Origin of the sequence: uncultured Gordonia sp. (assembly GCF_937858515.1) — a bacterium.
Classification (GTDB): Bacteria; Actinomycetota; Actinomycetes; order Mycobacteriales; family Mycobacteriaceae; genus Gordonia.
This window is the reverse complement of record NZ_CALLZT010000175.1, coordinates 1-19,184: the sequence shown is the minus strand read 5'-3', so window position 1 is coordinate 19,184 and position 19,184 is coordinate 1. Positions and strand designations below refer to the sequence as shown.

Genomic DNA, 19,184 nt, shown 5'->3' with positions numbered 1-19,184 from the left:
AGAAACACAAAAGGACCCCGCATCCCGCGAGGCCCTCAAACGCAGAAACCCCACACCCGAACCCGGGCATGGGGAAACCAACGAGCTCAGTATGCCTGTGGATAACCCGACTCGCAAACACCGGCACACGCCAGGCCGGGGACCGGAGCCCCCGGCCCCGCCGGTCAGGCGATATCCGCCCACGGCTCGGTCACCGGGTTCAGGTCACCGTCCCACTCGACGATCGCGCATTCGCCGGCGTCGGCGACCAGCGTCCCCTTCACCAACTCCCGGGTCTGTTCCTTGATCCGGATGTTGATGACCCGGCTGCCGGTGGCGATCTCGCGGAAGTTCCTCATTGTCTTGGCCTTTCGTAGGTGGTGCCTTGGTTGTGACACCAATGTAGCATCCCTACGGATTCTTACGCAACCCGTGGGATGCTACCCTCTACGACGTGCACAAATACCTCTCCGTCCGCCAGATCGCCGAACGACACAACATCCCCTACGGCAGCATCAAATCCATGGTCGCCCGCCGAATCGCAGGACAAGACAACGGATTCCCCCTACCCGACGCCCAAATCGGCGAACACGACGGCACCGGCGGCCGCGGCCTCACCTACGGCTGGAAACCGGCCACCATCGACACTTGGCACGCCACCTACCAACCCGGCCACTCCCGCACCCGCACCGCGAAATAGGGTGTTGAAATATGCCAGTTTTCATGCCGGCAGCGCGATTTATACCTGTGTCATCCGCCCTCAAGCGGACGAAGCGGCCCTCTCAGCCTTTGATCTTGGCCCGTAGCTCGCCCTTTTCGCGCGACCACCGCTCACGTGCCGCGGCGAAGAAGTCGTCTTCCAATTGCAGTTCATCGTAGGTCGGCAACGGCATATCGCCGCCGTGCTCATACTCCTGCAATTGAACGGGATCCAGGTGCGGGTACTCCGAGTAGAACTGCCGAGACAACTCTTGCGCCTCCAGTTCCTGTCGGCGCATCAGGTCCTCCATACGTGGATCCAGTTCGCTCACCGCGACGCACCTCCCGACAGCTTCTTGACGCCATACCAATTGGATCCGAGCATAACCTGTGCACCAAGGTCCGGTGTTCCCTGAGTGCGTAACCCGGCGATCTCACGTGGCGTTGGCAGCTCGTCGATCGGGCGGACAGCTCCCCCGTCTGTCAGACGTTCCAGCATCGCGTCAATCGCCTCACGGTCCTCACGTGTGGTCGCTTGGAATCGCACATAGTGCAGGCGGCCAACGATGTTGTCGATCGATTTATCCAGTTTGTTCTTGTCCCACCTGAAATCCTGGCGAGCCCACGTGTACCCGCCGTTCTCAGCCGCCGCGAACACTTCAATCCGATCTACGCCCGACCGCTGGTAGTACCGCTCCAGCCGAGGGGCGAAAGCGGTGGCAAACCCGCGGCCCTCGTGGTCGTCTGACTCCTCGTTGAGGTACATGCCGGCGTTGTCCACGACCAGGCGCCCGTCGTCATCCCGACTGAAGATCCTCTCGATCGGTCCGGCCTTCTCTCGGCGGCCATCCACGACCCGCGAGATCGTCCCCCGCATCACAATCTGGTCAGCACCCGGCTCGACCTCGTGGAAGTCGACGATGAACTCGCCGTCGCCGCGTCGGCCTCTTGACCTCACACGCCCTGACAAGTCACGCGCCAGGCGCCGAGATGCCACCCCGTACCGTTCGTGGCCCGCTTTGTACTCGTCGAGAACCGTGCCCAAGTCGTCGGCGAACCGCGGGTCAAGATCACGCTTGTCGATCGGCGTCGAACGGTACGCGGCGCGGTCCCGCTCGAAGTCGCCGCCGCCTGTCGTAGCGCGACCAGCAGGTGGCTTGCGTGGTGGTCCCGTGCCGGACGCTTTCGACCGGCGCCGCCTGCCACCTTTTTCGGCCGCCGCGTCAAGATCCACATAATCATCGCCGGAACCATCACCTCTCCGGCGTGGTGTCTTCCGTTTCAGCTCGGGAGGAAGTGCCGTGTAGCCGTACTTGCCGAGCAGCTCGACCGCATCCTCACGAGTGCGAGCTGCCTGATAGATCGCCTCCGGCATCAGCCGAGGCATCGGTGTTCCCTCCATCCGCATGCGTTTGCCCGCCCACCCCCTCTTGGTGGTGGCCTCCGTCGTCGTCGGCAACACCTGCGCGCGCGGCCGACCACGCCGGATCGCCGCCAGCTCGTCGTTCGTCAACCGGCCGGAGGCGAAACTCAGGCCCGCACCGCGCCGGGCGTTCACCACCTGCGCCGGGTCCGCGCCGTCCCGGATCGCCTGCGCGCCGGCGGCCGTGAACTCCCGGTCCTGCTCGGACTGGCTCAGCGACTCGAAATACGATCGGGCATCGACCGTGCGGTCCTCCAGATCCGACGCCCGAGCGGCGATATGCCTGCAGTCGCACCTCGGATGCCTGTCGAAGGCGTCCCTGGACCCGTACACGCGGCCGGCGAGGATCGCGCACCGCGAGCACGACGACCCGACCAGCATCCGCGTATACCCGACACCAGGCCGCGAGATGATCCCCAACCCCGTCGCAACCCGCGAGGTATCGGCGATCACGGTCTGAGCTCGCGTCGTCAACGCCGCCAAACCCGCATTCACCCAGCCGTCGCGGATCGACGCCAGGTTCACTTCCGGCGCCCGCGCGATCGCCCGCCGCGCCGAGATCACCGACCCGTACAACAACGAATCCAATGCCCGGCCATCACCGGCCACCCCGACCAACGGCGACGGGTCGACGTCGACGTCGGGGGAGATGTCGCCACCCTGCTCGTCGAGCACCGCCCCGACGTAGTCCAGGCCCTGACCGGCTGCCTCAGTCTGCGCCGCGGTGAGCGTGGCGACCATGTCGTCGACGTTCGCCGCGAACCACGCATCGAAATCGTCCGGGGCCCGATCGCCCCAGATCGCCGCCAGCACCCGCAACGCACGAGCCTGCAAGGCACGCTGTTCGGTGTAGAACTGGCGTGCCTGCTCCGGAATCATCTACCGGCGCGGCCGATCCCGCCCGATACATCGTCACCGGAAAGGTCGGTGGTGAACTGCTCGAGCATCCGCGCACCGAACGCGTCCGCAGCCTCGTCCTGCTGCATCTGCATCCAGTTTTCGAGCTTGGCCGGCGTCGCACCGGGCAGCATGTCGAACGCAGCCTTACGTGGGAACCCGGCCGACACGAGCTTCACGACGCCGTCGACGGTCTGCGCGAACGACCGCGGCTCGGTGTCAGCCCAATCGATCGTCCGGTTCCTCGGCTCCTGGCCGCGCGCGACGTCGGTCAGACGCAGCACCTTCCGCATCCCCGAGACCACCTCACGCTTGAGCTCGGCCACCAGCGAGGTCAGCGTCGACTCGGCACCCGAGAGCGCATCCCCGGACAAGTTCGCCATCCGATCCAGCGCGTACTGCGGCGGTACCTGAGCCTTGCTGAACAGATCAGTCAGGAACGCCTTGTACACCGAGATGTACCGGTCCAGATTCGACTCCGCGAGGTCGAACACCTTCGTGTCCGCGCCGGGGAACACCAGCATCCGATCCACCGAGGCACGCCCGGCCTGCCGCAACTGCGGCACCGGCTGCCCATCCGGACCGATCACCACCTCACCGCCCTCATCCCGCACGTACACGACCTCACCCGCCGCGTCCCGCATCACCGGGTCATACCCGACCACCACCCGCTGCCGGTACGCAGAGAACTGCATCGCCAGCAACGTGTTGAAGCGGATCGTGTTGATCGCATCCTGCAACGCCTCCAGGTCGTCGACCGGCGAGCGAGGGACGTTGTCGGCGTCGACCTGGTGACCGAACTGCACGAACGGAATATCGCCGAGACCATGGTCGGTTTCACGCACCAACTCCCACGCACCGGGCCCGGCATGCCCGGCCCGCTCGAACCGATGACACGTGGTGTCGGTGTACAGCACCGCGATCGTCTTCGCACCGGTCACATCCACGGCCGATGGCACCCACAGCGCCGAGGCAGGCCGGGCGGTCTCGGTCCACATCTTCACCGCGAACGCCGGCGTGAACGGGTCCTCCGGCGAGGGATGCAGATACACCCGGCGCGCCGACTCCACCGACACCTTCGCACCAGCGCCGGCCTTCGACACCGACAACACGCCCCGTCCGTGCGTCATCATCGACTCGTACACGATCCGCTGACGGGTCTCCAGGTCGTTGGTCACCCAGACGTGTTGCCACACATCCGGATCGGTCTTGCCGGTGTCGGCGAAACTGAGCGACTCGGCATCCATCCGCTGCACCGGAGCATTGAGCGCCGGCCGAATCCAGTTCGCCAGCGCCTGCCGCCGCAGCTCCAGATATTCGACCGACACCCCCGGCGGCGCGTACGGCAACCGCTGATCCCCGTCGAAGTAGCCCTGCCGATGATCGAACAGCGCAGCGCGCGACTCGATCTCAGCCACACCGATCCGCAACCGATCCTGCACGCTATCGACCATCGCCACTTTGTCCTTGTCCTAGTTGAATCCGTACATCACATCCGAGATCCGGTCCTTCGGCCCGGTATCCCAGCCGCCGTCGACACTCGACGCATCACCGGCGGCCTCCCACGCCAGCACCGACGCGATCGCCGTGTCGATCTTGCGGTGATGCTCCCCGGCCGGCTTGCCGAGCGTGTACCGCTGCGAGTTCCGCGCCACCTTGCGCGCATTGCCCATGTGCACAGTCGTGATCGGACACCCGTCGTGCGTCAACCGGCCCGTCCGCAGATCGGTCTCCATCCGCACCAGCGCCTCGTACATCGGCTTGTCCCGGTTCGTCGGCCACTCCACGACCCGCTCCTCGCCATACTTGCGCGACCACGCCCCGATCTCGGAATACCAGCCCTGCGGATCGGCGTACATGCGCGCCACCCGCCACCGGGTGAACACCTCGTCGACCGCGGCGTCGACCTCGGCCCGCGGGATCTGGCCACCCCACTCGGCCGGATCCCAGATCGTCGGCCGACGATCAGGCCCGTACCGCGGCGTGAACAACCGGCCGCCGCGCGTCACACACTTGAGCGCGGTCCAGTCCTCGTACTCGGACCCGTCAAACCCCGCCGTGATCTGCGTGCCGCGAGGCGGATTGGGCAGCCACACCATCTCAGCCGGTGCGGGCATACGCCGACTCCCACAGCCCTTCCTCCAGCCACGCCCCGACACCGGTCACCAGACGGTTGCCGAAGAACCGTTCGGCCTGCGCCGGGTCGGTCTCCATCAAGTCGTTGACCTCGGCCTCGATCGACGCGATCGTCACCCACGGACAGTCGGCGTACACGTGCTGCAAGATCTTGCGCCGGTCCCGGCGATTGCCCCACGACAATTCCTTCGGTGGCTGCCGGAAAAACTTGAACACGTCTTTCGCACGAGATTCCCACGTGCGCTGGGCATCTGAGTTTGACGACGGGTCCCACGCATTCGTTGTCGCCATCGTCCGCCCGTCCATGCCGGCCGCGCCGCGGCGCTGCGTCTGCGCGACACCGAGCAGCTTGTTCTCCTTCGTGTACAGCCCGTCCTCGTCATGGATCACGAACGAGACCGGGTTACCCAGCCGCGACGAGGCCGACGCCGTCACGATGTCGATCCGGTTGTCCTCACCCGGCAACCGGATGAACCCCTCACGGATCAGCATCAGATCGGCCAGCGGTCCCATCTTGATCATCGACCGCAGCGGCCGGTACACGTTGTCGACCTGGTCCTCGCTGGTGGCGGTCAACTGGATCAGCGGCGTCGGATTCGGCATCCCCATCGGGTCACCCGGCTCGTACTCGTACTCGAACCCACACCCACACCCCCAGTCCGAGCACGCATACCCATCACCAGGTTCGGCCCACCCCGCGAACAACGCCGGCCCGACCGCCTCGGTCGCCACGACCGTCGCCGACCACGGCCCCTTGCCCGACTTCTGCGGACCCACGATCAACGACCGACGATAGGTGAAGGCCTGCGCGCGCATCGGCTTACGTGGCTGCCAGCGCGCCGAGGACCGCACCCGGTAATGGTTTGCGGTGCACCAGAACTGCCAGTCCGCCATCACGAACGGCTCGCCCTGATCGAACCCGTCCGGGACACAACAATGCGCCCGCACCCATGGGTCCTGGACGTCGGCGAGCGTCGGGAAATCAACAATCCACGATTCATCCATCGGGCAGCGCCCGCATCCGCTTCCCGCCGCCGTTCGTGCGCGCCGCACGCCGGCCCACCGCACGCTGCCGCTCCTGCGTCACCTCATGCACCGCGGCATCATCGGCGACGATCAGCCAGCCGTTCTCCTTGAGCCCGGCCGGCGTCATCCCGATCTGATCGGCCAGACGCTGCGCCGCGGTGATCGTCGCCGCCGTCGCCTCGGGGTCCTCGGCCCGCACCATCCACCGCACATACATCGCGATCGACCGCCAGCGCCACGACTCCCGAATCCACTGCGCTGCTTGCGGAGTCCGCCACACCCCGGCCCACACCACACCCTCACGCTCGACCGCATCAGGCAGCAGCTCCGACAACGGCGGGAAGTCGCCGGCGTACCCGCCGACCGGCAGCCGCAACGCACGCAGATCCCGGGCATCCGACCGCGCCGAGTACATACTCGGGTGCGGCCCCGACCGCGACCGCGCACCACCGTGGCCGGCCATCAGACAACCTCACGCAGAACGAGGACCGCAGCAACCGGCACCCAGCCGCCGGCATACCGGCCGGCCACCCGCGTCTCCTCTCGGATGTGCAACATCCCATCCCAGATACCCGGCTTGAGTCCCGCACCGTCGCCGTCGCGGGCAACGTACTCGACGTCCACCTCAGTCGACGAGCCAGCGGTCAGCAGCAGCCGGCACCGCACCCACTTCGCCATCACCGCACCACCTGCAACCGACCCTCGTACATGACGAGCATCGCCGGTGATATCGAAATCATCGCTCCGCCTTCGGTTTCCATCACCACTCGCACGCCGGTAGCCTGCACCTCCAGAGTCAGCGTGGCTTCGGGGAAGACCGACTCGGGGAACCGGAACCTCGTCCCGTTCCGCAGCCCCAGCAACCGAACATCCATCAGCCTGACCTCTCGTCATCAGCCTTCGGCCGGCCTCTCACCGGACGTCTTGAACCCTCCGCACCATCGAGAGCCCTCCCCCGAGCCAGGCCTCTTCGCGCCGCGGCGGGGCCACCCCCCACCCCTTCGCACGAACGTTCGACCTCGCGGCGCATCGCGGCCGTCGTCCGCGTGCCCTTGCGCGAGTTGCACGCCCGGCACAGCACCTGCAACCGGCCATCCCACCGACCGCCGGCCTGCAACTCGTGCACGTGATCAGCGGTCAGGTCCGACGAGGCATGCGCCGGCACCTCGAACCCCGGACACCAGTCACCGAACCGCCGGCGATGCCTGGCCACCACCGCCGCACGCCGGTGACGATCCCGATCCTGAGATCGTTTCGTCGGCGTCGTCGACGACAACCACCGATTGCGTTGCGCCTGATGGTCGGGACACCGAGCGCCGGCCTGCACCCGGCCGCATCCCGGCTCTGCGCACACACGCAGCCGCGCGCGCATCAGTCGTCCCCGTCCACTCGGTCGTACGGGCCCGCGGCGCAGATGTCGACCGCACACGCCAGCAGCCCACGAGTGGTGTACGTCGGGGTGTCCGGCTGCACCAGGAACACACCACTGGTGTTGTCCACCAGGTCAACGACACCAGCCACGACGATGAAATCAGTAATGATGTCATTCGCTCCGAGGTTCAAATCCTCACGACAGACCGCTTCGATCGCCGACCGCAACGCGGCCATTCGCTGCTCATCCATGCCGACCACCGCCGACACCGAGCCGGACCACCAAGCAGGGAAGGGATGGATTCGTTCGGCGGCGACCAGCGAGGACGAGCAGCACGTGCCAGACTCCGGGCACGCAGCAGCCAACGCGCTCAGGATACCTGTGCATAACCCGCGACAGCCAGGTCACGACCGCGGCCCCAAGAATCCGATCCGAACTGATCTCGTTCTGATTCGATCCAATCTCATCTGATCTCATCCGATCTGATCTGATCCGGATTGATCTCGTTTCGATTCGACTACACAACACCGGGCGCACCGCCGTTCGCGATCATCTTCGGGAACCACAGCGCCGGCGTGCAATCGGGATGCTCGGACCAGATCATCGCCATCGGCAACAACCCCGCCGCGACCGGCTGATCAGTCGGGGACCCGTCGAGGTACGCGGCCACCTGCATCGCCATCGCACGCAGCACGTCGACGATCCGGCACACCTGGTCATACCCCAACGGCTCACCCGCCACCGCAGACCTCGCCGCCTCATCCAGCCGCGCCTCCACGAACTCAATGATGTTCACCCTCAACGTCCTTCCGGAGACTTCAATCGTTTGGCCAACCACTCCCACTCACGGGTGTTCCACGCCGGATGCCCATGCCATCGCATCCCGCAATCACGAGACGGGGGAGTGCAATTCGCGCCGTGACACACAATCAACGGGCCCGGACCGCCATCGGCGACGAGGCTCACCGCATCCAGAGGACGTGAGAAGTCCAGCTCGTCCGGGTAATGGACCCGCAACGTCGGCTCACCCACACCGCGGGCCGTCAACCCCTCACACCACGGGCAGATCCCCGCGAGATCCTGACCCGACCGCACATCACCGAGCAGCCGAGCCGCGGCGTCCGGTGTCGCACCGATGATCCGCTCACACCACGGCGCCAACGGATCATCCTCGTCGACGGTGCGCAGATGCGCCTGCGGCAGCAACGCCGCCGACATCCGCAACCACGGACGCACATCGAACTGAGGCGACCACGCAGGCCGCCACACGCACGCCTGCCACGGCACCACGAACAACACCTCGTTCGCGATCCGCACCGCCGCCGTCTGGATCTCGGCGAGCACATCAAGCACCGACACACACGCCGGCGTCGGGCGGGGCACACCACGATGCCCCATCGCCTCCAGCTGCTCGGCCGACAACACCGACCGCCGACGATCGTGCTGCGCCCACCGCGCCTGAGTCCCAGTCACCTTCATCGACACCAGGAACGGCCACGCCGCATCCAGATACACCAGATCCCGACGCACATCCCGCAACTTCGCCGCCAACCGCCTGCGCGCAAGATCGGCGTCATCCTCAACAAGAACCGTCACACTCTCACGTCTCCTCACTTCGACCACGACGACGAGACCTCCGACCACGACCACCACGCGACCGAGCAGCAGAAGCCCCCTGCGAACCTTCCGAACGATCAACAACCACCGACCCGACCCGACCCGACCCGACCAGAGACGACAGATCCTGGACCGCATCGATCTGTCCGGATCTGTCCGGATCAGCCAGATCCGGACAGATTCCGGACAGATCGGGAACGGGATCGGTTGACGCAGAACAAAGACCAGGCGGGGACAGGTCATGTCCGGCCTGGTCGTCAGCCGGTGCGGCAGGGGAGCCTACGGCAGTCCGCGCACACTCCGCCCCGGGCGCTTCCGGACAGTTGGCCGGCGCAGCGGGTGCCGAGGGTGCGGACTCATCCGCGACGCGCGTCGACTCAGGACCACGATCAGAGGGTTCGGCAGGGGCGCCTACGGCTGCCGCCTTACTCCGCCGGGTCCGGCTGGATGCCGGCCCGGTCTGATCTGTCGGTCCTGATCCGCTGGGCCGATCGATGCGCGGCGGCTGGGTGCCGTCGACGCGTCTGCCCGGGATCACATACGTGGGGGACGCATCCGGGACCGGTAGGCCCTGGCTGATCCTCCATTTGTTCTCCGTCAACCACTTCACCGAGAACCGCGAGAAATGCGGGTCAGCGGGTGGGTCAAGCAACTGGGTCACCCCGGGTGGGAACTCCCCAGCTTGGCGAGCGCCATTGCAGGACTTGCAGCACACGAGATACGTGTCAACCGTGGCCGCTTCGCCCGGGATCAGATGATCATATGTTCCGGCTCTCCCGGACTTACGATCATAATTCCAATCCACAATGGCACCACACCACCGGCAACCGTCACCATCTCGGAGACGCACCGGCACAATCAGATTCGGACGATTCGCATCAGCCTTCCGTTGCCGTTCCCAATCGAGTTCCGCCTTGAGTCGCAAATGTAGAAACTCGGGATCGTCATCCACGAGTTTGAACGCAATCACAGTTCCGGCCTCGTCGAATACCTCGGTCATCAACTCGGCAAATACGCACACCTGGGTCAGCAACTCCCAGCGTGACATTCCGCCAACGATCTTTGCCGTTCCGAGCGTGACAACGTAATCCGTTGAATGCAGCCCGGATTGGGCTGCGCACCTGGACACGAACCCGGCTACCTCATTCAGCAGCCGGTCATCACACTCGGGATGGTCCAGCACCTCCAGGAAACGAGGGTGCATCGCCGAGCCATCGCCCCACCGCACCCAAGCCACCAGATACGCCTTCCGCTGAACACCAAAGCACCACAACCACACTCACGTAGAACGACCGGGGGACCACGGGCAAGGCAACACAGCGTGCCAGTCACCGCCGACGGCCTCCACGCCGCCGACGAGGCTGGTCAGGTTCCTCCTGCACAGCGGCACGACCCGACACCAACTCCAGATCCACCCGCTGACCCGAGTACGCAGCCACGGCCGCAGCACGAGCAGCCGCGGCCCGGGCGCGGAACGCCGCATGCGTACGGTCCGGATCAGGCCGGCCATGCTCACAATCCGCGCACACCACAAAATGCGCATTCACCTGCGCCTGACACCGCACACACCGAGGCATCATGGCCGCAGGACCTCGTAGGTCACCCGCACGTCATCAGGCAACGGATCCAGCCTGATCGACGCACCCGGCCCGAAACGCTCGGCCGGCACCACCCACACCTTCCGGCCCTCGTCATCGATGTGGGAGAACCGCAACCGGATCGGCACCCACGGCGACAACACACCTTTGACCCGATCACCGGTGTCCGGATCGATGACGTACGTCGGCAACGAGCACGCCGCACCATGACGAGCCCACGCCGCCGGCGCGGTCCCCGTCACGACTCCAGCTCCAGCAACTGCAACGCCATCACCGCGGCATCGGCACGCAACAGATACAGATCACGGACCGACTCCGACAGATCAGACCACTTCTTATCGTGATGATCGGTGATCTGAATAGCCTGCGCGACCGCCAGCACCTGCGCAGAATGCCGACGAGCATTCGTCTCCCGGGCCTCGATCTCCTCCTCCAGCGACTCCGCCGCCGCGAAGAAATCACCCGCGCAATAGCACGCGGCACGGCCGTCGAGATCGACCAGCAGCATCCCCGCCCACCGCACATGCACCGGATCACCCGCATCCGGCTCCGGCAACTCGGCGCCGACGAGCTCGCGAGCCTCCTCGAGCGTCGGTGCCGGCCGCACCGGCACAAACCGGTCCGGCATACTCGCGGCGGTGACGAAGTTGAACTGGCTACCCGACAACTCAACGACGGTGTAGCCGGTTTTGTCGGGCAGGGCGTACGCGATGTCGCCGATATCGGGGTCCTGAAAGACACTGACATGCTGGGTCATTGGTCACCCTCCTGTGTGGTGATGATGTGGGTCAACGCCTCGCCGAGACGCTCGACCGGGTAGAGCACTTCACGGGCGTGCAACCCGCCCGGGGCCGGGCCGACGATGCCGAGCGCTTCCAACTCGTCGAGCAGCCGATACGCCCGAGCGAGCGGAATGTTCAGGACCCGCTGTAGTTGAGCGGCGGCACCGAACTGGGTTTCGATCACCTTCTGAGCTGCATCCAGCAACAACTGATTCGTATCCGGCAACAGGCTCGGCGGGTCCAGGTCCGCGTCTGAGTTCGGACCCGGGGCATCTCCCGATCCCGGTTCGCCCGGTGCGAGTAGCGCCCCTGACGCGGTGCGCAGATCGAACGGCGCCCTACCGGCCTTACCATCGCCGGTGGTGTCGGCAGGTGGTTTCGGTGTCGGTGCGGGTCCGAGCTCGGCGAGAGCATCGTCGACGCGGTCGGCCGGCCACAGCACCTTGCGTGCCTCCAACGAGCACGACGCGACATCGGAGCCGTGGGCCACGATCCGGACTCCGGCGAGCTGATCGAGCAGCCACGCCGCGTCCTTGGCCCGCACACCGAACCGCGCCGCCAACGACGCCGGGTCAGCGAACTGCAACCGCACCACCCGCGCACACACCGACCGCAACAACAGATCGGTGTCGGCATTGTTCAGATTGCGTTCCATCGGTTCAACGGGCAGCGGGATCTGATCGGGCTCGCCACGATCAGGCAAACACGCCGACCACGACGCCATATCACCGGTGAACGACGAATCGCCCTCAGGCAACACCACCGGCGACAGGCAGCCGACGAACGAATCACCCACCGCGATCGTCACCAACCCCCGACGATCTACCGGCGAGGTGCGGAACAGTTTCGCGTGCGCCAACGCCGTCGGCGTCGAATACGCCTTCTGCGCCTTCCCGAACCGCGCAAGGTACTCCATGTTCGCGCCGAACTCGGTGTGCGGCCAAGCGATCTGCGTGCGCAACTTCGATGCCACCAACATCCGCACATCCGGAAAACCCTGCTCCGGCGGCAACGGCACCACATCCACCGACCGCCGAGCATCGGTCCCCTCGAACAGGCCCGTCGCGTCGGTGACCGTCAACTGCAACTCCGGACCATCAGCACCGACCGCACCAGCACGCGTTTTGTCCAGCAACGACACCCGGACCTGCCACTGAGGGAAATCGGTCACCGATTCCCGCACGGCCTTGTGCACCTGCAAGATCGACATCAGATCATCGGCGGTCAGATCGATCACCCCGTGAGCGGGGAACGTTTGCGACCACACCGACACCCGCGCCAACCCCGCGGTGAACCGGTCCGTCGCGCCGATGATCAGGTGCTCGGGATCGATCCACATCCGGGCCCGCATCAACACCGGAATCTGCTCATCCCGGCTGATGTGCGGCAACACCGAGATCAACGCACGCCGCAGATCAGCGGTCCCGACCTGAGCGTCGACCACCGTCACCGGCACGCTGACCACCGCCTACACGCTGCCGCCACCCGAATGGCCACCAGCCCCACGATCAGCGTCACGAGCTCGACGACGCCGACGACCGCCCCGAACACCCGCCGGCGCATCGTCGACGGGGACATCGGCACCGAGCAACGCCCGCTGACCAGGACCAGGTGCCCGCGACGCGGCGCCGACATCGTTGGCGAACCACCGATACAACTGCTCACGCCGGCGCGGCGAGAGCGAATGCCACCACCTGTCAGCATCCACATCACGCATCCTCGCCGGCGTCGTCGAGCGCCGCGAGCAGCTCGTCACGGTAGGCGACCTCACTGCTGGAGAGCACATGCCCGCACTGCTCCAACAGATCCACGTAGCCAACGACCACCTTCATCTCCGACACAGACATCCACTGCGCCGACTCGGCTCTGTTCACGTGCCGATCTGCGGCCTGCAAGATCATGAACGCGTGCACGCACAGCAACGACGACGCCGACGCATGCCCGAGCACCCAATCAAGCACCCGACCCGAATCATTGCCCTGACCAGAGTCCTCAATCGGCAGGAACGGCAACAGATCCGGTCGCGCCAGCACTGCGCCGGCATCGAGCGCACCGAACGCGAACTCGGCGAACGCCTGCGCCGTCTCCAACGACGCCGTCGTGATCTGCTCGGCGATCCACCGGCGGCGGACCGCCGTCGCCGCCAGACGCTGCTCATCAGCCGAGTGCTGCGCCGCCAACTCCGTCTCCTGGGCCTCGGTGCGCTGGCGGTCGCGGTCGGCGCGCTCACGCTCGGCCACGGCGCCGGGATACTGCGGCGGACCATCACCCGGGACACGACCAGCATCAGTGTCCGCATCGCCGGCCCGGTCCACATCGCCGGCCGGGTCCTCGTCGACGGGGTCCGAGTCCGAGTCAGCGTCCGGGGTGACGGGATCATCGAACTCATCACCGGCCACCCACACCATCAGCACCGCATCAGTCCTAATGCTGCCCACCGTCAGCAGCGACCGCGGATCGGCGTTCGGCGACACCCGCACGAACGCCACCGAATCCTCGGCCGTCGCCAACTGCTCATCAGCACCAGAACGGCAATGCCAATTCGTCTCCACCGCCAGATGCACCCGGCCACCGAACCGGTCATCAGCCTGCCTGGTGGCGGCCACCAGATCCGGCCACGTCCCCGACGCGATACCCAGCTTCTTCGCCGACGCCCTGACCTTCGCGATCTTCGCCCGAGCATCCCGACGCGCAGCCACCAACCACTTCGTCGTTGCCCAGTCCCGCGTCCCGAGCGCCTTCGTCAGATCCCGCACGTCGAGCTCGTTGGTGTCGGCGGCGATGAACTCGGCATCGGCCAGAGTCACCGGCACCTCAGGATTGAGAGCGTCGATCCGCGCCTTCACCGGCGGCGGCAGCGCGGCGATCTTCCGCCGGCGTCGTACCTTCTGCAGCGACCACCCCAACTCGGCCGCCGCATCCTTATCGGTGAGCCCGAGATCAAGCAGGCCCTGCACACCGTCGGCCTCCTCGAGCGGATCCAGATCCGCCCGCTGAGTGTTCTCGGTCAGCATCAGGACCCGCTGGGCGACCTCGTCGAGATCCCGCCGGATCAGACACGGCACCGACTCGACCTTCGCGATCTGCGCCGCGGCGTGCCGGCGATGCCCGGCCAGGATCACCCACCGATCCGGCACACCATTGGGCTGCACGATCAGCGGCTCATGCACACCTGAGGACTTGATCGAGGCCGCCAACTCGGCCACATCGCCGACCGAGCGCCGCACATTGTGTGCATGCGGCACAAGCGAATCGGTCGGCAGCAGCCGGAACTCCACATCCGCGGGAACGAACTCACCGGTCAACGTCTCCACCACCGTGGTGGACTTCTTGGAAGTCATATGTTTCACAACCCTTTTCGGAGTTTCTTAGATTTGAGAGGGGTTCCGTCAGGCCGAAGGATCTGCAACCCTTCGGGTTTCGGATTCCGCGGCTTCTGCGCGGCACACGTCCGCGAATGCAACGTGAACAACTTGGTGTCCGTCCCGTCCGCATGCGCCGCGGCGACCTCGTCATCGGTGAGGACCTGCCCGTACGTCACCGGCCGACGCGACACCGGATCGATCGTGTTGACCTGCCGCACATATCCATTCGGGTCCGGCGACCAGTCCACACACAGCACTGTGTCGCGTTTGGTGTTCGGCCACCACCGCACCGGCAGATCACACCACCGACAACGGGCAGGCTCACGACGAGGACGAGGACGCGACATCGCAGCGACTATCCGTGCACCACGGCGGGGTCCTTGCGGCGCACCACTTCCCGCAACAACTCCACTCCACCGGGCAGCTCGACGATCATCCACGCATACACCTGCTGCGGATACAACACCGCCAACCGTTGCCGCTGATCGGTCGGCGCGCACTCGATCACCTGATGCACAGCCGCCTCGAACGGCGACGGCGCGAACCGCCGCAACGCCCGCGGATCAGCCGGGTCCGGCCAATGCCGGCCTATCAGCATCCACAGCACCTGACCGGCCACCTCGAACGGCACATCCCACCCCCACGCAGGGTCCGGGATCTCCGCCGCCGCGATCACCGACGTCGACAACGCCGCCCGCCTCACGACACCACCACCCCACCGAGCGTGCCGATCAACTGCCTCCGCTGCTCCTCGTCGAGCATGCACGGTGCCCACACACCATCGGTGTTGATGACCGTGATCTGGGTGCGCAGGCCGCGGCGCACCACACACAGCTCGGCACCGTTGGTGCGGTGGCAGTGCGAGACGAGATCCAAGTCCCCGGCCAACCGCTCATCGACCTCAGCGCGGCGCGTCACGACCGGGCCCCTTGCGACGGGATGATGTAGCAGCCGACCGCGGTGACGTTCTCGTCCCACACCATCCGCACCGACCCCCGCCAGATCTCACACTTGAGTGGCACACCCACCCGTCGAGAAGCCACACGCATATACCCGGCGAACGGTGTTGTGTACGTTCGGCATTGCCACCCGGTACCACCCATCGGCCCATCGATCCGCGAGGGACCACCAGAGGGCGAACCGAAGTTCTGCGACACATTCTCGGCCCCCGGGGCGCACGCCACCTGCCGATACGGCAACGGCGCGGCCGGTGCGGCCGGCGCGAACAACACCACCACCACCACCACCGAGATGACCGCCACGGCGGCCGCCCACACCCGCCGGGTCATCGCTGCACCCCCGACTTGCGATGCAGATCAGCCTTCGGGCACGTCACATGATGCGACAAATACCGCGGCCCATCATCGTCTTCGAGCGTCGGCGCCGACGACACCCGCGCCAACAACCCCCGACCCGACGCATCCGGCTCGACGAACACATTCCCGAACGCGGCCGGCTCCGCATCCACCGGCATCGACTTCCCACCATCGGTGGTGCACCACAAGATCGACGCACCACAGGACCGGCACCGATTCCGGGCCCGATCCCACGCCGACGGCGGCGTCGAGTTGACCCGGATGTTCCTCGTCGGTTCCGGCATCCGCGTCAGGATGTCGTTGAGCACCGTCGCCACCGCCAGCACCGCATGCACCTGCGCGACCGTCGCCACCGTCAACGGATCCTCATCGGCCGTACTATCGGACGTGTAGACCTTCGCCAGCAGCGCCGCGGCCTGCTGATAGTGCTCCTCAGCCGTACTCATCGCACACCGCCGGCCTGCTCGCCGCGACGATGCCGGCCCCCGGTCAGCGACTCGTGCCCGTACCGGTGCGGCAGCACCCGCAACGGACACGACGCCGACACCACCCGCGACACCGGATCATGCAACACCCACCCGTCATCAGCCAGGACCCGACCGTCGTCCAACAGCCGGTCCACCTCAGCATCCAGACCGGCCCCCAGCTCGACGGCACGCTGGGCCACACGCTGGGCGCGGCGATGGACCCGGTCCACGACCCACACCACCAACGTCGCCACCGCCAGCACCGCGAGGAAACACAACGCCAGCAACTCCAGGAACCCCGAACCGAGCCAGGGCGTACTATCGAACATCAGAATCTCCAATCGATTCGCAGATCCCGCCGACGGCCAAGGTCGGCGGGATCACCTTCTTCTTGGTCGAACAACTCACCGAGCACGGCACCGAGCGCATCAAGCGCCCGCCACACCCGCACCCACACGTCCTCACCCACCGGCAAAGACACCGACGATGACGCCCCGACCGCGACATCGACACCACCGACCCCCGAAGGGTCTGGACACGCCAGGGGCCCAGCCGACACCACCCCGCTGGCAGCAGCGACACGCGGCACCTCGGTGCCGTCCGCCCCTGACATGTCCACACCCCGCCGAGCCGCCAGCCCAGCAGCAAACGCAGCCGACGCGGCATTCGCACGATCGAAATGAGAGAACAGCCAATCCAGATCGCGGCCCATCACGCCCCCGGCCCGGATGACGGTCCGACAGCCCCCGCGGAGGCCTCCTCGCCGCATCCAGCGGACGGGGACTGTCGGACCCAACCCCTACGCTGCAACCACCGACGTGACACAGGAATCACGCCGGTTCCATAACGGGTGCCAGCCCGTGCAACGTAGGGGAGCTTTTCAATGGAGTGGGGCAGTCTCGCGGCCTGGGTGGCAGCGGCGTTATCTACCGGTTTTGCAGCCTTCTCATGGTGGGAAGCCAACAAGTCGAAGAGCTCGCGCGAGCGCGCCGAGACCGCGCAGATCCGTGCAGAATCACAAGTCGGCGCTCTGCGGACGCTCGCACAGCTCGAGCAAGTGCAGGTTGATCGACTACCCGAATGGGAGATCCGGACACACTCACACCCGGCACACACGTACGTTCTCCGCAATGTGACAGGCGATGCCGCGCTAAACGTTCGAGTGCCCGAGACCGACAGTCGCGGCGAACCGTCAATGCAGTACGTTGCCGAGTTCGAGCGCATCGAGCACCGCGACGAGGTCGTCGTCAGATTCGCCCGCACGTTCGGCGGCGGTGCAGACTTCTGGATCACCTGGGACCACCCCAATCACGGTCCACGGCGCGTCGTTCTCGTTCCGCCTCCCGCCATTCGCGCCGATCCTCGACGAACTTGAGCGCGCCGACCACCAACGCGACAAGCGCAAATCCAATCAGGCTCCCGATCAGGAACTCAGCCATCACGCCACCGCCGTATCAGCCGAACCACGGAACACGGCCAGCGTCGGCGGCAAGGCACCTACGATCCGAGGGTGAACAATCCTCTTTTCGAGTACTTCCCCATGTCTGGACACCGCGCAGTCATCAACTACAACGGCCTCGAGTTCTCGGTGAACGCCGAGATCGCCGAGGACTTGATGGAAGTCATGCACTGCATTGACGCCGTCTTCGACGGCCGTCACTTTTTCCGGATACCGGCCGACAGCGGCGAGTATGTGCAGCTCTGGGTAACCGCAGGCATACCGATCGCCATGACCTTTCCACCCGAGTACGAACTCGGTCATCTGCCTCGCAGCTACGTCGAGACGTTCGTTCGCATGTCGCAGTAGGGCCATCACGCACCCGCCTTCACGGCACGCTCGCTGAGCAGCTGGTCGATCGTCGTACCTAGCGCCGACGCGACGGTCTCCAGTTCGTCGACGCCAAACGAGACGGAACCGACGACTCGACGAGAGATGTATTGCTGCGACCGACCCAGCCTTCGGGCAAGCTCGACCTGAGACACGCCTGCCCTGGCCATCTCGGCGCGTACATTGCCAGCTACACGCTCAGCTAATGATTGGTGCATGGCGACATATCTACGCGCTCAGCGCTTAGTCGTCAAGCCATGACATGGATCACGCGTTGATCTATTGGTTACTCGTCCATCTTGCATTCACACGCTCAGCGCGTAAACTCCTGCTCATGACGACATTGATGGTGATCGACGGAGATCGGGACGAGACCCGATCTGAAGCCGTCGCCCGACGACTGCGCAGCGAGCTCGCACAGCGGCGGATCTCCGTGAGCGAGGTCGCGAGACGCATCGGAATGACTCAGGGCGCACTCTCGCGGCGCATGACTGGCCACGTCGAGTTCGGTATTGACCTGATCGGGCAGATCTGTGACGAGACGGGAATCTCGTTCATGTACGTCACGACCGGCCTGAAAAAAGCACCCCCGACCGGACCTGACGGCCCAACCGGGGGTGATGAGTGCGCCCGTAGGGATTCGAACCCCAAACCTTCTGATCCGTAGTCAGATGCTCTA

At 65.7% G+C, this 19,184-nt stretch carries 30 protein-coding genes; 4 read left to right on the top strand and 26 right to left on the bottom strand.

Features of this window, described 5'->3' with window-relative positions; all coding sequences use genetic code 11:
- Positions 1-164: 164 nt before the first annotated feature.
- Positions 165-338: a hypothetical protein gene (locus Q0627_RS17295; protein WP_298811648.1), complete on the bottom strand. Its 174-nt coding sequence runs from the start codon at positions 336-338 to the stop codon at positions 165-167.
- A 95-nt stretch (positions 339-433) separates the two neighbouring features.
- On the opposite strand from Q0627_RS17295, the gene Q0627_RS17290 reads away from it, so the two are divergent.
- Positions 434-679 (top strand): hypothetical protein, encoded by a 246-nt coding sequence (locus Q0627_RS17290; protein ID WP_291016843.1) that lies wholly within the window; start codon positions 434-436, stop codon positions 677-679.
- Between the two features lie 82 nt (positions 680-761).
- On the opposite strand, the gene Q0627_RS17285 is transcribed toward Q0627_RS17290, so the two are convergent.
- The 24 genes from Q0627_RS17285 to Q0627_RS17170 form a co-directional block, all read right to left on the bottom strand.
- Positions 762-1,010, bottom strand: a complete 249-nt coding sequence (locus tag Q0627_RS17285) for a hypothetical protein (RefSeq protein ID WP_291016846.1) — start codon at positions 1,008-1,010, stop codon at positions 762-764.
- On the bottom strand, positions 1,007-2,980 hold the full coding sequence (locus tag Q0627_RS17280) for a hypothetical protein (RefSeq protein ID WP_291016848.1): 1,974 nt from the start codon (positions 2,978-2,980) through the stop codon (positions 1,007-1,009). Before Q0627_RS17280 ends, Q0627_RS17285 begins: the two co-directional genes overlap by 4 nt.
- On the bottom strand, positions 2,977-4,452 hold the full coding sequence (locus tag Q0627_RS17275; RefSeq protein WP_291016850.1) for a phage portal protein: 1,476 nt from the start codon (positions 4,450-4,452) through the stop codon (positions 2,977-2,979). Before Q0627_RS17275 ends, Q0627_RS17280 begins: the two co-directional genes overlap by 4 nt.
- An 18-nt stretch (positions 4,453-4,470) precedes the next feature.
- Complete coding sequence (locus Q0627_RS17270; protein ID WP_291016852.1) at positions 4,471-5,115, bottom strand: terminase; 645 nt, start codon at positions 5,113-5,115, stop codon at positions 4,471-4,473.
- Positions 5,099-6,139, bottom strand: a complete 1,041-nt coding sequence (locus Q0627_RS17265) for a terminase (protein ID WP_291016855.1) — start codon at positions 6,137-6,139, stop codon at positions 5,099-5,101. Before Q0627_RS17265 ends, Q0627_RS17270 begins: the two co-directional genes overlap by 17 nt.
- Positions 6,132-6,623, bottom strand: coding sequence for a hypothetical protein (locus Q0627_RS17260; RefSeq protein ID WP_291016857.1), 492 nt, complete (start codon positions 6,621-6,623; stop codon positions 6,132-6,134). The genes Q0627_RS17265 and Q0627_RS17260 overlap by 8 nt, the downstream gene beginning before the upstream one ends.
- Positions 6,623-6,838, bottom strand: coding sequence for a hypothetical protein (locus tag Q0627_RS17255; protein ID WP_291016860.1), 216 nt, complete (start codon positions 6,836-6,838; stop codon positions 6,623-6,625). The genes Q0627_RS17260 and Q0627_RS17255 overlap by 1 nt, the downstream gene beginning before the upstream one ends.
- A complete protein-coding gene (locus Q0627_RS17250; protein ID WP_291016861.1) occupies positions 6,838-7,035 on the bottom strand; it encodes a hypothetical protein in 198 nt (65 codons plus the stop codon). The genes Q0627_RS17255 and Q0627_RS17250 overlap by 1 nt, the downstream gene beginning before the upstream one ends.
- Positions 7,035-7,532, bottom strand: a complete 498-nt coding sequence (locus Q0627_RS17245) for an HNH endonuclease (RefSeq protein ID WP_291016863.1) — start codon at positions 7,530-7,532, stop codon at positions 7,035-7,037. The genes Q0627_RS17250 and Q0627_RS17245 overlap by 1 nt, the downstream gene beginning before the upstream one ends.
- Positions 7,532-7,783, bottom strand: a complete 252-nt coding sequence (locus tag Q0627_RS17240) for a hypothetical protein (protein WP_291016866.1) — start codon at positions 7,781-7,783, stop codon at positions 7,532-7,534. Before Q0627_RS17240 ends, Q0627_RS17245 begins: the two co-directional genes overlap by 1 nt.
- A gap of 266 nt (positions 7,784-8,049) precedes the next feature.
- Entirely contained in the window at positions 8,050-8,328 is a 279-nt protein-coding gene (locus Q0627_RS17235) for a hypothetical protein (protein ID WP_291016869.1), read from the bottom strand.
- A 2-nt stretch (positions 8,329-8,330) separates the two neighbouring features.
- A complete protein-coding gene (locus tag Q0627_RS17230) occupies positions 8,331-9,128 on the bottom strand; it encodes a hypothetical protein (protein ID WP_291016872.1) in 798 nt (265 codons plus the stop codon).
- A gap of 1,597 nt (positions 9,129-10,725) precedes the next feature.
- Positions 10,726-10,989, bottom strand: a complete 264-nt coding sequence (locus Q0627_RS17225; RefSeq protein ID WP_291016875.1) for a hypothetical protein — start codon at positions 10,987-10,989, stop codon at positions 10,726-10,728.
- Positions 10,986-11,504 (bottom strand): hypothetical protein, encoded by a 519-nt coding sequence (locus Q0627_RS17220; RefSeq protein ID WP_291016878.1) that lies wholly within the window; start codon positions 11,502-11,504, stop codon positions 10,986-10,988. Before Q0627_RS17220 ends, Q0627_RS17225 begins: the two co-directional genes overlap by 4 nt.
- Positions 11,501-12,994 carry a DNA translocase FtsK gene (locus Q0627_RS17215; RefSeq protein ID WP_291016881.1) on the bottom strand — a complete coding sequence of 498 codons (1,494 nt, stop codon included), beginning with the start codon at positions 12,992-12,994 and terminating at the stop codon, positions 11,501-11,503. Before Q0627_RS17215 ends, Q0627_RS17220 begins: the two co-directional genes overlap by 4 nt.
- Positions 12,976-13,164, bottom strand: coding sequence for a hypothetical protein (locus Q0627_RS17210; RefSeq protein ID WP_291016884.1), 189 nt, complete (start codon positions 13,162-13,164; stop codon positions 12,976-12,978). The genes Q0627_RS17215 and Q0627_RS17210 overlap by 19 nt, the downstream gene beginning before the upstream one ends.
- A 74-nt stretch (positions 13,165-13,238) precedes the next feature.
- Positions 13,239-14,870, bottom strand: coding sequence for a ParB/RepB/Spo0J family partition protein (locus tag Q0627_RS17205; RefSeq protein WP_291016887.1), 1,632 nt, complete (start codon positions 14,868-14,870; stop codon positions 13,239-13,241).
- Positions 14,871-14,875: 5 nt separating this feature from the next.
- Positions 14,876-15,142, bottom strand: coding sequence for a hypothetical protein (locus Q0627_RS17200; RefSeq protein ID WP_291016890.1), 267 nt, complete (start codon positions 15,140-15,142; stop codon positions 14,876-14,878).
- A 107-nt stretch (positions 15,143-15,249) separates the two neighbouring features.
- Entirely contained in the window at positions 15,250-15,597 is a 348-nt protein-coding gene (locus Q0627_RS17195) for a hypothetical protein (protein ID WP_291016892.1), read from the bottom strand.
- Positions 15,594-15,812 (bottom strand): hypothetical protein, encoded by a 219-nt coding sequence (locus Q0627_RS17190; RefSeq protein WP_291016894.1) that lies wholly within the window; start codon positions 15,810-15,812, stop codon positions 15,594-15,596. The genes Q0627_RS17195 and Q0627_RS17190 overlap by 4 nt, the downstream gene beginning before the upstream one ends.
- Positions 15,809-16,183: a hypothetical protein gene (locus tag Q0627_RS17185; protein WP_291016897.1), complete on the bottom strand. Its 375-nt coding sequence runs from the start codon at positions 16,181-16,183 to the stop codon at positions 15,809-15,811. Before Q0627_RS17185 ends, Q0627_RS17190 begins: the two co-directional genes overlap by 4 nt.
- Entirely contained in the window at positions 16,180-16,656 is a 477-nt protein-coding gene (locus Q0627_RS17180) for a hypothetical protein (RefSeq protein ID WP_291016899.1), read from the bottom strand. The genes Q0627_RS17185 and Q0627_RS17180 overlap by 4 nt, the downstream gene beginning before the upstream one ends.
- A complete protein-coding gene (locus tag Q0627_RS17175) occupies positions 16,653-17,006 on the bottom strand; it encodes a hypothetical protein (RefSeq protein ID WP_291016901.1) in 354 nt (117 codons plus the stop codon). Before Q0627_RS17175 ends, Q0627_RS17180 begins: the two co-directional genes overlap by 4 nt.
- The gene (locus Q0627_RS17170; RefSeq protein ID WP_291016904.1) at positions 17,006-17,290 is read right to left on the bottom strand and encodes a hypothetical protein; all 285 of its coding nucleotides are present in this window, start codon (positions 17,288-17,290) and stop codon (positions 17,006-17,008) included. The genes Q0627_RS17175 and Q0627_RS17170 overlap by 1 nt, the downstream gene beginning before the upstream one ends.
- Before the next feature lie 270 nt (positions 17,291-17,560).
- On the opposite strand from Q0627_RS17170, the gene Q0627_RS17165 reads away from it, so the two are divergent.
- A complete protein-coding gene (locus Q0627_RS17165; protein ID WP_291016906.1) occupies positions 17,561-18,052 on the top strand; it encodes a hypothetical protein in 492 nt (163 codons plus the stop codon).
- A gap of 135 nt (positions 18,053-18,187) precedes the next feature.
- Positions 18,188-18,484: a hypothetical protein gene (locus Q0627_RS17160; RefSeq protein ID WP_291016908.1), complete on the top strand. Its 297-nt coding sequence runs from the start codon at positions 18,188-18,190 to the stop codon at positions 18,482-18,484.
- 5 nt (positions 18,485-18,489) lie between these two features.
- Here Q0627_RS17160 and Q0627_RS17155 read toward each other — a convergent pair whose 3' ends face one another.
- Positions 18,490-18,675 (bottom strand): helix-turn-helix transcriptional regulator, encoded by a 186-nt coding sequence (locus Q0627_RS17155; RefSeq protein WP_291016909.1) that lies wholly within the window; start codon positions 18,673-18,675, stop codon positions 18,490-18,492.
- 92 nt (positions 18,676-18,767) lie between these two features.
- On the opposite strand from Q0627_RS17155, the gene Q0627_RS17150 reads away from it, so the two are divergent.
- Complete coding sequence (locus Q0627_RS17150) at positions 18,768-19,172, top strand: helix-turn-helix transcriptional regulator (RefSeq protein WP_298811631.1); 405 nt, start codon at positions 18,768-18,770, stop codon at positions 19,170-19,172.
- Positions 19,173-19,184 lie beyond the last annotated feature (12 nt).